We start from the raw sequence: 14,815 nt of genomic DNA, 5'->3' as shown, positions 1-14,815 counted from the left end.
AAAATCGATACAAAACCAATATAAGGGGGAATTTTATGTACACAACAATTGGGAAAATATTTGATCAAACTGTTCAAAAATATCCTAAAAAGGAAGCGCTATATGATGTCCGCAAAAATCTACGCTATTCATATGCAGAGTGGAATGAACAAGTAAATAAATTAGCCAATGCTTTACTAAATGCCGGAGTAAACAAGGGCGATCGCGTATCTACTTATTTATATAATACAGAGGAGCTAGCAACTTCATTTTTTGCGTGTGCTAAAATCGGGGCTGTTTTTAATCCAATTAATTTTCGGCTTATGGGTGAAGAGGTTGCTTTTATCTTAGAGGATGCTGAGCCAAAAGTAGTTTTATTTGAAAAGGCGCTCCAAGCGCAGATTGATCTAATCGAAAAACGTTTTCCTCATATCGCATTTTGGTTTATTGATGAAGATAAACCCGATTATGCTGCTAGCTACAGAGAAAAGGTAGCAGCAGGAAGCTCAGCTACTCCACAAATTAAAGTTGAGGAAGCGGATTTATATGCAATCATGTATACGAGCGGGACAACCGGGCGACCAAAAGGGGTTATGCACCGCCATCGTGACATGGTTGAACAAAGTATGGTATTAATCAACGCTACGAAGGTTTCAGACAAAGATCGGGGACTTGTAACGGCACCTATGTTCCATTGTGCAGAGCTGCATTGTGCATTTTTGCCAAGGGTACATAGTGGTGCAACGAATATCATTCTCCATCATTTTGATGCAGGAAAAGTATTGGAGCTTATCGAAAAAGAGAAAATAACAAAATTTTTCGCTGCTCCAACTATGTGGAACATGATCTTGCAAGAACAGCTTGAAAACTATGATATTCGTTCTCTCCAATTTGGTTTATATGGTGCTGCACCAATGGCACCTGCGCTTGTATATGCTTGTCAAGATAAGCTTGGAGTTAAGCTTGTTCAAGCATATGGCATGACAGAAATGGGGCCTGCTATTACATTTTTATTAGAGGATGAGCAAATTTCAAAAGCAGGAGCGGCCGGGAAAGCCATATTAAACCATGAGGTCCGTGTTGTTCGTCCAAATGAAAGTGGTCCATCAGAGCCAGATGATATTTGTGCACCTTATGAACGTGGTGAAGTTATCGTCAAAGGTCCATCAATGATGATTGGCTATTATAACCGTGAGGAAGCAACAGAAAAATCGATGTATAAAGGCTGGTACCATTCTGGTGATATTGGGTATGTTGATGAAGATGGTTATCTTTTCATTGCCGATCGTGTTGACGACATGATTATTAGTGGTGGAGAAAACATTTATCCACGAGAGGTAGAAGATATTTTGTATGAGCATCCCGGGATTTTAGATGTTGCTGTACTTGGTCAGCCAGATGAAAAATGGGGTGAAAAAGTAGTTGCGTTTGTTGTGAAAAAAGACAACATCAACGTATCTGAGGCTGAGCTTGATAAGCTCTGTAAAGAGAGTACTAAGCTAGCAGATTATAAACGTCCACGCCAGTATATTTTTGTAGACGTGTTACCGAGAAATGCTAGTGGAAAAATTCAAAAGTTTTTATTGCGAAAGCAATTGGAAGCGGAGTCTGTCGATCAGTAGATCGTGTTTAAAGGGAAATGTGCGTGAATTTAGTATCCCTTTAGCAGTTTACTATCCTGCTTCTACTTAATTGCTAGCTTCAAAGAAAAAATAGGGAAAAATAATTACGTAAAGGAGAAGGAAATGCTTAAAGGGATACGAATTATTGATTTTTCAGTTTATTTACCAGGTCCTTATGCAACAATGCGCTTAGCTGATTTAGGAGCAGAGGTTATCAAAGTGGAGCCGCCATCAGGTGATCCAGCTAGAACAACAGGAAGAGAGCTATACATTGCTAATAATCGAAATAAAAAAAGTGTTTGTTTAAACTTAAAAGAACGAGAAGGGCAAGAAATAGCTATCGAGCTAGTATGTAACGCAGATGTAGTTGTGGAGAGCTTTCGGCCAGGTGTTATGGAAAGACTAGGACTGGATTATGAAAGTATTAGGAAAAGAAAGCCGAATATTATTTATTGCTCCCTTTCCGGATTTGGCCAGAATTCCGTGATGAGCACTTTAGGTAGCCATGACTTAAACTATATGGCACTAAGCGGAGTGCTTTCACAATTAAAGGATTCGGAGGGAAGACCTGTTCATCCAACCACAACCTTTGCTGATTTAATTGGTGGAATTTCCGCGAATGAATCTATTCTAGCAGCGATCTATCAGCGGGAAAAAACAGGTAAGGGCCAATATTTAGATGTATCATTAACTGACTCAATGATTGCATTAATGGGAAATCATGTTCTCATTGAAAAGGAAACAGGGCATGGGCATGGCGTTCAGCTTTTAGGGGGAGAAATTATTAATTATGCGATTTATGAAACTAGCGATAACCGTTTTATTAGCTTAGCAGCTTTAGAGAAAAAGTTCTGGGATAACTTTTGTAATGGAGTAGATAGAAGCGAATGGTTGGCTAGCTACCTGTCAAAAGCTGTTCCTGATAATCCCATTTATCAGGAAGTGAAAGCACTTTTTAAAAGTCGCAGCTTAGCTGAGTGGACGAAGTTTAGTCTTGAAGTTGATTGTTGTATGGCACCAATCCTTGAAGCGGGTGAGATTTCTGAGCACCCTTATGTGAAGGAACGAAACCTTATAACCATAATAAAGGGATTGACTTATGTGAAAACGCAGCCTGTATGCTCCCTTGAACAACCATCTCCACCACCGGAAATGGGAGAGCATACACCAGAGATCCTTCACTCTGTTCTTGGTATTAATATTAATAACAAGGGCAGTTAGAATCACAAAGTGTGAATTATTATTAATCGTTCATCCCCTCATCAACAGGCTTTCATGGTGAGGGGAAGCGAATGATGAGGGAGAAAATTTAATAAAAAAGGGGAAATGTTAAGATGATGAACGATCAATTAAATATTGGAGCTTTATTAGAGCGTGCTGAAAAGTACTTTTCAAAAAAGCAAGTAGTTTCAAGAACGTTATCGGGAATTCATCGCTTTACTTATGCAGAAATTGGAGAGCGGACGAGGAGGTTGATGAGTGCCTTAAAGGATCTCGGTGTCGAACAAGGCGATCGTGTTGGAACATTAGCTTGGAATCATCATCGCCACTTAGAAATATACTTTGCAGCACCAGGAATGGGCGCAGTCCTTCATACGATAAATCTACGACTTTCATTAGAACATATTATCTATATTATTAATCATGCAGAAGATAAAGTACTCTTTGTTGACGAAGACCTCTTACCGATCGTCGAAAAAATAGCCACTAAACTTCCAACTGTTAAAGCTTTTATCATCATGACAGATCAAGAACAACTTCCTACTACAAATCTTCAACCTGTTTACTCCTATGAACCATTACTTGAAAAAGGAAATCCAAATGAACCATTTATAAAAGATATAGATGAAAATGCACCTGCAGGCATGTGTTATACGTCAGCAACAACCGGGAATCCAAAGGGTGTTGTTTACTCACATCGCGGGATTGTTCTTCATAGCTTTGCGTTAGGCTTAGCTGATACGACCGCCATTTCCGAATCGGATATTACAATGGCAGTCGTTCCAATGTTCCATGCCAATGCGTGGGGGCTTCCATTTGCAGCAACATGGCTCGGATCAACTCAAGTGTTACCTGGACCGATGTTTACACCAAAGCTTCTTGCCGAATTAATTGAGCAAGAGAAAATTACAATTACAGCTGGTGTTCCAACTATTTGGTTAGGGTTATTGAAGGAATTGGAAGGAGGAAATTACGACACAAGTAGCCTTCGTGCAATCCTTTGTGGCGGGGCTGCTGCACCGAAAGGAATGATAAACACGTTTGAAACAAAATATAACATCCCGTTTATTCATGCGTATGGAATGACGGAAACAAGTCCACTTGCCACACTATCACGTTTAAAAAGCTACCAAAACAAACTTTCAGTTGAAGAAAGGCTTGATCAACGTGCCAAGCAAGGAATACTTGTGCCTGGTCTAGAAATGAAGGTAGTTGGTGGAAATGGAGAAGTGGCTTGGGACGGTGTTGAAATGGGCGAGCTATTACTGCGGGGACCATGGATTGCAGACGAATATTATCGTGATGAACGCTCACAAGAGTCGTTTAAAGACGGGTGGCTTTATACAGGTGACGTTTGCACCGTAGACGAGGAGGGGGTCATTAAGCTAGTTGACCGGACAAAGGATTTAATTAAGAGTGGCGGTGAATGGATCTCTTCTGTCGATTTAGAAAACGCTTTAATGGCACATGAAGGAGTATTTGAGGCAAGTGTAGTCGCCGTTCCTCATCCAGATTGGCAGGAACGTCCAGTTGCATGTGTTGTTCTTAAAGATCCATATAAAGATAAGGTAACAAAAGAAGATTTGCTGAAATTCATCGCGCCACAATTTGCAAAATGGTGGCTACCAGATGATGTGATTTTTATGGATGAAATCCCAAAAACATCTGTTGGGAAGTTTTTGAAGCGAGCATTAAGAGAAAAATTGCAAAATTATTTTGTTCAAAATTAATAATGGTTTGTTCGAACCGTCCTATTTCGGTAGGGCGGCTTATTTTTTTAGTTGTGTTAAAATATACAATTTGCAGTTGATTTTCATTTTGGAAATTGTTACTATATACCTAACAACATATGAGCATATGTTCATATGATGAAATGAATAGCAAAGAGGGAGTTAGATGAACCATTCACAACACGATTTCTTATCAAATGACACTGTTGACAATGTCTCAAGAGCATTTAAAGCGTTAGCAGACCCGACAAGAATAAAAATCCTTTATCTGCTCTCACAAGAGGAATGTTCAGTTGGTCATATCGCTGAGGTTTTAAACATGACGCAGTCGGCTGTTTCTCATCAGTTGTCGTTTCTTAAGAATTTGAGACTTGTAAAAGCTCGACGCGAAGGGAAATCATATATTTATACGTACGAGGATGATCACGTCATTGAAATTTTAAAACAAATGATACATCATTCGCTCCACGACTAAAAAAGACTATAGAATAAAAGGATTACTTGGAGGGGGAAATATGCACCATCATCATGGTCACAGTCACGGTCATAGCCATGACCACAATCATTATAGCCATGACCAACATCATCATGGCCATCACCATGGTCATACAAGAGAAGGAAATAAAAAAGGTCTTATGATTGCATTAATAATAACAGCAGGAATTATGCTTTTAGAATTTTTCGGGGGATTACTTACAAACAGTTTGGCGCTTTTATCGGATTCAGGACATATGTTAAGTGATGCGAGCTCATTGGCCCTAAGTCTAGTGGCGATGTGGTTTGCAACAAGACCAGCATCTCCAAATAAAACATATGGCTTTTATCGTTTTGAAATTTTAGCAGCATTATTTAATGGAGTGACATTATTTTTAATTGCTGGGTTTATCATTGTAGAGGCATATGAACGCTTTTTAGAGCCACCAACAGTAGCAAGTGCGTCAATGATTGCGATTGCGACAATTGGGTTACTTGCAAATATCGGGAGTGCATTTGCGCTCTTGCAAAAAGGAGATGTCAAAGACAACGTAAATATTAGGAGTGCCTATCTTCATGTTATCGGTGATGCCCTTGGATCTGTAGGAGCCATTATTGCTGGTCTTATTATGTACTTCTTTAATTGGTATGTAGCAGATCCGCTTATTAGTGTTGTTGTGGCCTTGTTAATTTTGCGGAGCGCTTGGGGTGTTGTAAAACATACCGTCCATATTTTAATGGAGGGAACACCTATAACAATTGATCAGAAAGAGGTAAAAGAGACTTTACTAGAAATAGACGGTGTTATTAATGTTCATGATCTCCATATTTGGACGATCACTTCAGGACTTGATTCATTAAGCTGCCACTTATTAGTAGAAGATGATCATGATAGTCAAACAATTTTGCAACAGGCGATTACAACGATTGAATATAAATTTAAAATTCAACATACAACCATTCAAGTTGAAAAATCAAACCTGCAACACGCTGAAACAGAAGTATAAGGGTAAATAATAAAGAGGACACTATATTAAGTGTCCTCTCGAGATTGAGGCGAAAGACTGCACGCCACATTCGTGCATTGCCATAAGGCGCGTCCATCGACTTACACAATTGGAGCTCATCGCTCAATTAATATATCATGGTACAATGGTAATTACAACTGTGTAAATTTGGAATATAATTTTCCGAAAATTTGCTTAAATTAAAAAATATTTTAGTTTTTTTTGGATAAATCATTGTTTATGGCTTTCAATAGTCTTACAATAGTATATTATATTTATCTTTTGAACTATTCATACAAGGAGATGTCAATTGTGAGTGAACATACAATAAAAGTAAGTTTATGTTCAACAAAAAAACAGAAACCAAACGCGGATCAATTGCAATTTGGTAAAATCTTCACCGATCATATGTTTATGATGGATTATACAGAAGGTGTAGGCTGGCACGATCCACAGATTTTACCTTATGGACCTATATCTTTAGACCCTTCTTGCGTAGTCTTTCATTACGGACAAACGGTTTTTGAAGGCTTAAAGGCTTATGTAGCCAAGGATGGTAAGGTTTTATTATTTAGACCTGAAAAAAATATGGAAAGACTGAATCGTTCGAATGATCGTCTAGTAATTCCACAAATTGATGAAGAGTTAGCGTTAACAGCGTTAAAACAATTAGTAGCGCTTGATAAAGATTGGGTCCCAACTGCTGAAGGGACGTCCCTTTATATACGACCATTTGTGATTGCAACACAACCATATTTAGGTGTAGCACCGTCAACAAAATATAAATTCATGATTATCATGTCTCCAGTTGGTGCTTATTATAAAGAAGGTTTAAATCCTGTGAAAATTCTTGTTGAAAATGAGTACGTTCGTACTGTAAAGGGTGGTACTGGTACTGCAAAAACTGGCGGGAACTATGCTGCAAGCCTAAAAGCTCAAGAAAAGTCGGAGAATAAGGGTTATTCTCAAGTTTTATGGCTCGATGGAAAAGAGCATAAATATATCGAAGAAGTAGGCAGCATGAATATTTTCTTTAAAGTAAACGGAACCGTTATTACACCTGAACTAAATGGTAGTATTTTAGCTGGAATTACAAGAGACTCGATCATTCAGCTCTTAAAACATTGGAATGTTCCTGTTGAAGAACGTCGCATTTCAATTGAAGAAATCTATCAAGCACATGCTGATGGTGTGTTAGAGGAAGCGTTTGGAACGGGTACCGCAGCTGTTATTTCACCAGTCGGACAATTACTATGGAATAATGAAAGTATTACGTTAAATAACGGTGAAACCGGACCACTATCTAAAAAGCTTTATGATACACTAACTGGTATTCAATATGGAAAAATAGAAGATCCTTTCGGCTGGACAGTTGAGGTTAAATAATAGATACAACCAATATTGAGGATAAAACTATGGAGGCATTCTCCATAGTTTTATTTTTACCTTGTTCGACACAATTTGGCTAAAATAAGCATTTTTAGCTGATATCTTCACTCATTTCCTATATAATAAGTTTTGAGACTTATTCTAGTTGTAATTTTTTAAGATGAAATGAGGTTTATTTATTATGAAAAAAACACTTATAATCGTTTTTAGTGCAATTGCAATTTTTTTCATCGGTTTATTTACCTGGTTATTTTATTTTCAATATGCACGAGGCGAGTTTATTTTAAACAGCGCTTCAAGTATCGATAAAGGTGCTATTACTATAAATGAACCTTTTTATCTTGGCTTCAATGTGAAATGGACTGGTAATGGTAAACCGACCATAAATGACATTAAACTTATTAAGAATGATGGTTCATATTTAGAGAATGATGAGGTAGTGACAGTGGAGCCATTCATTGAAGAATTTGTGCCTGGTTTAATGAATCCAACTGAAGCACTAATTGAACAGGAAGCTGTTGAACAGGGGCTTGTAGAAGGTTACCTTCCAGCCCAAAATTATACGATAAACCAGCAAGAATTTAATGTAGTTTTAAAGGTAACTTTAAAGGATGAAAGCTATACGAATAATATAAATGCAATTGAAATTCAGTATACAAATCTAAATTCTCAACGTGAGAATCAATTTTTGTATAATGGTTTTTTTGCACAGTAATGAAGGTTTTCTTAACAATGCGCGAATTTACGAATATTTGTATGTAAAAAAATGACGCTGGTGACGTTAAACCAGGGTCATTTTTTTGATTTTCTGGGAGAGCTAACAGTGGAGCCAACGAATCTTCTTGCGCCCTGTGGTTATTGATTAGGTATTAATAGCAGTTGCTCGTTCACTTTTTCCGAAAAATGCTGTTACAGTTAAACCTAGTGCAAACGTAATGATACACGTAATAATGGTTGAAACGTTTGTAACCATACCTGGGTAGACAACAACGAGTGAACCGATAATTAAACCTAAGATGAGTGCATACGTCATGAATGGGAAATGAGTGAGCAAATAGCGAATCCCTTTGCTGCTTAAAATAAACCCAACAATAACCCCAGCCCCAATAGTTATAATAATTGGCAGATCGAAAGTTGACAGTGCATTGATGGCGGTAGAATAAACTCCAATTAACAGGAGAACAAAGGAACCGCTAATACCCGGCAAAAGCATGGCCATGCTAGCTAGCCATCCGGAGAAAAATAGTCCTACAGTACGGCTCACTGTCAATGATGATATTGGCTCAAGTGAGCGGTCAGGATTGATAAACGCCATGGAAGCAACCAAAATTGCAGCAATCAATAATACTATATAGTGGATGGTTCGAAAGTTTGCTTTAGCATTCGCTTGTTTCCAAAGAAATGGAATAATGCCAACTATCAAACCGATAAAAAAGAATTGCGTTGCTTCATAGTGATGCTCTAGTAGATATTCAATTACTCGACTTAATAAAAGTAGAGCAGCACCAACACCAATCCCAAGCGGGAGGAGGAACCGAATATGTTGCTTCCACTCTTTGCTAAAAAAGCCGCTTATTGCTTCTAGTAATCGATCATATATTCCAAGGACGACAGCTAGTGTTCCACCACTAACACCAGGAATTAAGTCGCTAATCCCCATAATAAAACCACGATAAATATTTTTCCATTCCATAAATCATTTTTCTCCTTATTTATAAATGTCTTGTTATTTGTAAAATATATAGAGCTTAGTTGATTAAGCTAGACGAATTTTATTATAACAGTATACTAGGAAAATTTGAAAGAAATATTCGCCTTAAAGTCTTTAACCTAGGATTTATAAGTTGATATAGCAAAAAAAGCTGAATCAATAATTTGATTCAGCGTTATTTGTATTGCCTACGAAAAGCGTCCGCCCAAAGCGAAATCCCCAATCATATACCCATGAAGCTCATTTCGGAAAATACATACTTGTTTGAAGGTTAAATCATGCCTGGATTGAATGATTATTTTTATTTTTTTGCATTCGAATCCACGCGACCACAATAGCCGCAATAATAGTAAATCCTAAATAACCCATTACTGGATATACTGTTCCGACTAATTGGATAAAGCCGACAAAGCTTGCGATAAATGCAAGAATACCCGAACCGATTGCAGTTACTTTAAACTTTGGCTGTGAAGGGGAAACAAATCGAGCACTGAATGCGTACAGCATTCCAACAGCCGTATTAAAGATCATTCCTAATAGTATAATTGACATAAAGCCTGCCAAAATAGGTGAAATCTCATTAGCTAAAAATAAAGTTGGCATATCAATACCTTGTAATTGGTCTAATTTTACTAACATTCCAAGATTAATTAATAAGATTAGCAGTCCTAAACCTAATCCACCTAAAATGCCGCCCATACCAGCTGCTTTTTCATCCTTAACCGTACCACCCATAACTGTTAACATTGCAGCACCTGCCGCAAGGTTGTAAGAAACATAGAGAAAGGCGCCTAATGCCCAATTTGAAGCAGCTGCACTTTCAGCTTGTGAAATTTGCTTTAGTTCACTCATACTCATATCCATTGTAAAAAAAGAGTAGGTAGTAATGATAATTACCGCCACAAGTAAAAATGGAGTGACAATTCCAATTATTGAAATTACTCGATGAACATTTAAGCAAACGGTAGCAATAACTAAAGCCGCCATAATTATATTCCCTACAGATCCTGGTAAACCGAATTGCTGTTCAAATATTGCACCGCTACCAGCCATCATGACAACTGTAACACCAAAAAGGAAGAACGTTATAATAAAATCAACAACAACCCCAAGATATTTTCCGCATATATGGTATACAACCTCTTTATGGGATTTCGTTTGGAGCCGGCACCCTAATTGTGCTAAATTCATCGCCAAAAATCCGAAAAGCAATGTAGCAACTACAGTTCCTGCAATTCCAAGCCATCCAAAGCTAGTAAAAAATTGTAGAATTTCTTGCCCAGAGGCAAATCCTGCACCAATAATAAGGCCAATAAACGCACTTGCAATTTGAAGACTATTTTTCATTTTATACTCCTCCTGGGTCTGAAAATTCCAATAATTTATAATGAACGATATCCCAATTAATGGAGGGGTCAGGAACCTCTATGGACACCTCTATGGACACTAACGTGGCACCATCCCTGGACACGTTCCTGACCCTGTTAAATTTTGTTAAACTTTAGCGATATGACTTTAGCGATAAGATTTTTCAAAAAAGGTATATTCGTTGACGGCTTCGATATCAATGTCATAGCCGATGCCTGGACGATCAGGCACAGTAATTAACCCATTTTCGACCGTCACTTCAGGTTTAATAATATCCTTGACCCAGTAGCGCGAAGAAGCAGCAGTGTCACCAGGCATAGTGAAATTAGTTAATGTCGTTAATGCAACGTTATGAGTCCTTCCAATACCAGCTTCGAGCATACCACCACACCAAACCGGTATGCCTTTATCTGCACAAAGATCATGAATTCGTTTTGCTTCTGTTAATCCGCCTACACGTCCGATTTTTATATTAATTACTTTACAGCTGCCTAGCTCAATAGCTTTGCGGGCATCTTCACAAGAATGGATACTTTCATCCAGACAAACAGGGGTTTCAATTTGTCTTTGTAATGTAGCATGGTCGATTATATCATCAGATGCAAGCGGTTGTTCAACCATAGTTAAATGGAATTCGTCTAGTGCCTTTAAGCGATGGATATCGTTCAAGCGATAAGCCGAATTTGCGTCTGCCATTAATGGTATAGTAGGGAAGTGCTTGCGAATTTCGCGTAAAACCTCGATATCCCAGCCAGGTTTTATTTTTACTTTGATACGTTTATATCCGTCATTCACAGCTTGTTCGATGATTTTCAATAAGTCTTCGACTTTTTCCTGAATTCCGATACTAATACCTACTTCAATTTGTTTTTTCGTTCCACCGAGTGCAGATGCAAGGGATTGTCCAGTACGTTGAGAATATAAATCCCAGATCGCACCCTCGATGGTCGATTTAGCCATGTTATTTTTGCGTATCGCTGAAAACATCTTATTTATTTCATCAGGATGCTCAATGTTAGTCCTTAAAACTTCAGGTATTAAAAAATCCTCTAAAAGATGCCAGTTTGTCTTGAGCGTTTCTTCATTATACCAAGGTGACATGAAAGCAACAGATTCACCCCAACCGCTTCGTCCTTGTTCATCCTTTGCTTCTAACAAAATAAATTCCTTTTCTCGAAAAGTACCAAAGCTCGTTGTAAAATCAAATTTAAGCTTCATTTTTAAATGCCGTAACACAACTTCTTTAATTTCCATAAATGATACACCATCCCTTGTAGTTATATGCTTCATCCAGTATCTTTAAAAAAATCTATAGCTTTAAAAAATCCTTCTTAACAAGAATATAGTGGTGGACAATGCCATCAAGACCTTTCTTTAATGCACAAACAGCATATCCAGATGCAAACAATGTTAGAAAAATTTCCCTTGTTTTTATACGCCAGTCAACAGCAAGATCAAAATCTTCTTTCTTAATTTGTTGAAAAATAACGGGAACTGGGACGAGTAGCTGTTCTTTGTTCTCCTTTACAACTGTTTCAAGTACAGGCTTAACAGGGAATAATTTTGGTAATCGTTTATCAGTTAGCTCTACTTGAAACAAGGACGTTTCCTCAGTCGCAACAATAACATTATTTTCAATTACGTGTGGACTGTTTATCCACCACTCAATTTTAAAGCGATCAGTAGGGAGCCCATGATTCAAATCATCGATCATATCACCGTAGCAATTTTCAACATATGTAGCACAAATGGCTTGGAGTTTAGATAAATTTAAATATGCATTTCGACTTTCGAGCGGATCATATGTCCACGTAATTAATTCATAGCCCATTTCCATCGCCTTCTGTCTCTGTGCTTCTTTTAGTTTGGCACCAATCCCTTTTCCTTGGAAGTCAGGGTGTGTGCCGAGCATGTGCGAACAAAGATAGCTTTTGCCATTCTTAAAACCAGAAAAGCTATAGCTGAATGAAACAAGTTCATTATTTATAAATGCTCCTAAAACAAGTCCGCCATTTTGACAAGCTGTAAGTGTTTGATGGAGTGGAATAGGGTGCATATTCCAGACGATTTTTTCTAAATTTTGAACCTTTTCAAGCTCACTGTTCGTAGTTAGTTCTCGAATTTCAATTGTTTGAGCGAGTGAGTCCATTTTGCTTACCTCCTTATTTGTTGGCAATAAATGTATTTAGAATTGTTTTTGATAAAATTTCAATACCTGTATAAATAGCATCGTGATTAAATGTCATATGAGGGTGATGAAGACCAGGCCGTAAATCACAACCAAGGCCAAGCATCGTTGCTTTAATTTTAGGTCGTTTTAAAGTATAAAAGTGAAAATCATCACCACCAGAAGTTGTGATGGATTCAACAAGCTTTTCAGGACCAACCGTATCGATAATAGCTCTTTCCATAAAAGTTTTCGCACGATTATCAACTACCGCAGCAGCTACATATGCTGCGGTTGAAATTGAGATTTCAACATTATACAAAGTAGCAACAGCTTGTATGAGGTGTTCCACTTTTTTAGAAAGTTGTTCCATTACTTCATTGGTTTGTGCTCTTAAATCGATACTAAATACAGCTTCGCCTGGTATTAGATTTCCTGTATCACTTCCAGCGTGGAACATTGTCATCTTCACAGAATAAGGATGAAGTGGATTCAAATGAATACGATTCAATTCATTAACTAGGGTAGCCCCAACCTCAATTGCATTTTGTCCAAGGTGTGGTCGTGCACCGTGAGCATCTTCCCCTTTAATTGTACCTTTTAAAAATTTACATGAACCATGGAGGATTGCTGGTGCAGCTTCTCCATGTCTTAACTCTTCAATTGGCCGAAGGTGAACACCGTATAAGTAATCAATATCATCGATCACTCCCTTTTCTACTATCTTTAAGGCACCCGTACCTTTTTCTTCTGCAGGTTGAAAAATAAATTTAAGCCTACCAGTAGGCTTAATATTCATTTTTTTCAATACCAGCATTGAGCCGATAACCATAGCCATATGGGCATCATGTCCGCAAGAATGATTGGCACAAAATGTTCCATCAACATTTTGCCAAAGTGCATCGATATCAGTACGAACACCAACGCAAAAATCACCTTCACCGATTTCTACTATTAACCCTGTACAGTCGTCAAAGGTTTGAACAATAAAGCCATTTGCCTCTAACAGTTTCTTAATATAGGCTGTCGTTTCAAATTCATCCCAACTTCTCTCAGGATTGGCGTGAAGATGAGTAAAAATCTCAGTAATCGTAGGTTTCAAGTTATCAATAATTGCTTTCATTTGTACCTCTCCATCTTCAAAGTTAGAATCCATCTACATCTAGAGGAATAGATGGTCCATACTAAGTTTTTCATATTGCTCCATACGACTTTCGAAGCGGTCGTTTTCCTTAATCGATACACCGGAAACGATAGCATTCAATAGTGAAAACAGTGCCGGTGTTGCGTTTAAAGTAGATTTATTAACTTGATAGATTGGAAGTAATAAATCGGCATATTTGCGAATCGGAGCAAGCGGTGAATCAGTAATTCCAATTAAAAATGACCGTTGTTTTTTTGCTAATTCTGATAGTAAAATAGTTTCCTTTAAATAACGATGGAATGAAATTGCGATAAATGTTGAATTTTCATTCATTTGATTGAAAATACATAAAAGATCATCAGTTTCCGGGCGAATAAGATGAACGTTATCCCGGAATAGTCGAAGCGAAAATGTAAGCCAATGTGCAGAAGAGTAGGAGGTCCGCATTCCATAAATATAAATTTTCTCTGATGTAATAATTTGTTCAACTGCTTTTGAAAAATCATCTTCACTAACGTTCTGAATCGTCCGCATAATGTTATCACAGTCCTGTTCCATTACTTTAGCGAAGAAATGGGGCTGATCTGCAAGCTCTAAATTTTTCGCATGATATTCCTCAAGACTACTTTTTCGTAACACTAGTTGTTCTCTAACTTTATTCTGCAGCTCTGTAAAACCGCTAAATTTTAAAGCATAGCAAAAACGAATAACCGTTGTTTCACTAACGCCTGCTAGTTCGCCAACTTCGCTAGCAGACTTCATAGCAATTGATTCTGGGTGTTCGACCATGTAATTTGCAACTTTTTTTTGACTTTTTGATAAAGAATCATACATTTCTTGAATTGACGCTCTGATAGTTTCCATTTTGCTCTCACCCTTATTTTGAAGTCAAAACTTTTAATCATGAAAAAATGAAGTTTAGACTTCAAAAAATAATTAATTTTAAAAATAGCACAATTTATTTATCAATTCAATATGTTTTTTGAAAATTCTGTCTGGATAA

The 14,815-nt window shown here is 37.6% G+C and carries 13 protein-coding genes; 7 read left to right on the top strand and 6 right to left on the bottom strand.

The features are described 5' to 3' along the window. The first annotated feature begins 35 nt into the window (after window positions 1-35). From D612_RS0109170 to D612_RS0109140, 7 genes are all read left to right on the top strand, one after another. Window positions 36-1,601, top strand: coding sequence for a fatty acid--CoA ligase (locus D612_RS0109170; RefSeq protein WP_017755164.1), 1,566 nt, complete (start codon window positions 36-38; stop codon window positions 1,599-1,601). Between the two features lie 123 nt (window positions 1,602-1,724). Continuing rightward, window positions 1,725-2,822 carry a CaiB/BaiF CoA transferase family protein gene (locus D612_RS0109165; protein ID WP_017755163.1) on the top strand — a complete coding sequence of 366 codons (1,098 nt, stop codon included), beginning with the start codon at window positions 1,725-1,727 and terminating at the stop codon, window positions 2,820-2,822. A gap of 113 nt (window positions 2,823-2,935) precedes the next feature. Continuing rightward, window positions 2,936-4,552 (top strand): long-chain fatty acid--CoA ligase, encoded by a 1,617-nt coding sequence (locus D612_RS0109160; RefSeq protein WP_017755162.1) that lies wholly within the window; start codon window positions 2,936-2,938, stop codon window positions 4,550-4,552. A gap of 166 nt (window positions 4,553-4,718) precedes the next feature. Next, the gene (locus D612_RS0109155; RefSeq protein WP_017755161.1) at window positions 4,719-5,027 is read left to right on the top strand and encodes an ArsR/SmtB family transcription factor; all 309 of its coding nucleotides are present in this window, start codon (window positions 4,719-4,721) and stop codon (window positions 5,025-5,027) included. A 40-nt stretch (window positions 5,028-5,067) separates the two neighbouring features. Next, window positions 5,068-6,033 carry a cation diffusion facilitator family transporter gene (locus D612_RS0109150; RefSeq protein WP_017755160.1) on the top strand — a complete coding sequence of 322 codons (966 nt, stop codon included), beginning with the start codon at window positions 5,068-5,070 and terminating at the stop codon, window positions 6,031-6,033. A 312-nt stretch (window positions 6,034-6,345) separates the two neighbouring features. Further along, window positions 6,346-7,419 carry a branched-chain amino acid aminotransferase gene (locus tag D612_RS0109145; protein ID WP_017755159.1) on the top strand — a complete coding sequence of 358 codons (1,074 nt, stop codon included), beginning with the start codon at window positions 6,346-6,348 and terminating at the stop codon, window positions 7,417-7,419. Window positions 7,420-7,603: 184 nt separating this feature from the next. Beyond that, window positions 7,604-8,137: a hypothetical protein gene (locus D612_RS0109140; protein ID WP_017755158.1), complete on the top strand. Its 534-nt coding sequence runs from the start codon at window positions 7,604-7,606 to the stop codon at window positions 8,135-8,137. 147 nt (window positions 8,138-8,284) lie between these two features. Here the strand turns inward: D612_RS0109140 and D612_RS0109135 are convergent, their stop codons facing one another. From D612_RS0109135 to D612_RS0109110, 6 genes are all read right to left on the bottom strand, one after another. Continuing rightward, window positions 8,285-9,115, bottom strand: coding sequence for a DUF368 domain-containing protein (locus D612_RS0109135; RefSeq protein ID WP_017755157.1), 831 nt, complete (start codon window positions 9,113-9,115; stop codon window positions 8,285-8,287). A 294-nt stretch (window positions 9,116-9,409) separates the two neighbouring features. Further along, window positions 9,410-10,480 (bottom strand): YkvI family membrane protein, encoded by a 1,071-nt coding sequence (locus D612_RS0109130; RefSeq protein WP_017755156.1) that lies wholly within the window; start codon window positions 10,478-10,480, stop codon window positions 9,410-9,412. Between the two features lie 168 nt (window positions 10,481-10,648). Next, window positions 10,649-11,755: an o-succinylbenzoate synthase gene (gene menC / locus D612_RS0109125; RefSeq protein ID WP_017755155.1), complete on the bottom strand. Its 1,107-nt coding sequence runs from the start codon at window positions 11,753-11,755 to the stop codon at window positions 10,649-10,651. A 55-nt stretch (window positions 11,756-11,810) separates the two neighbouring features. Next, window positions 11,811-12,650 (bottom strand): GNAT family N-acetyltransferase, encoded by an 840-nt coding sequence (locus D612_RS0109120; protein ID WP_017755154.1) that lies wholly within the window; start codon window positions 12,648-12,650, stop codon window positions 11,811-11,813. Window positions 12,651-12,663: 13 nt separating this feature from the next. After that, window positions 12,664-13,791, bottom strand: coding sequence for a M20 peptidase aminoacylase family protein (locus D612_RS0109115; RefSeq protein WP_017755153.1), 1,128 nt, complete (start codon window positions 13,789-13,791; stop codon window positions 12,664-12,666). A 39-nt stretch (window positions 13,792-13,830) separates the two neighbouring features. Next, window positions 13,831-14,676 carry a MurR/RpiR family transcriptional regulator gene (locus D612_RS0109110; protein ID WP_017755152.1) on the bottom strand — a complete coding sequence of 282 codons (846 nt, stop codon included), beginning with the start codon at window positions 14,674-14,676 and terminating at the stop codon, window positions 13,831-13,833. Window positions 14,677-14,815 lie beyond the last annotated feature (139 nt).

The organism is Calidifontibacillus oryziterrae (assembly GCF_000331575.1).
GTDB lineage: Bacteria > Bacillota > Bacilli > Bacillales > Bacillaceae_J > Calidifontibacillus_A > Calidifontibacillus_A oryziterrae.
The sequence above is the reverse complement of the archived record's forward strand: the minus strand, read 5'-3'. Positions and strand labels throughout refer to the sequence as shown.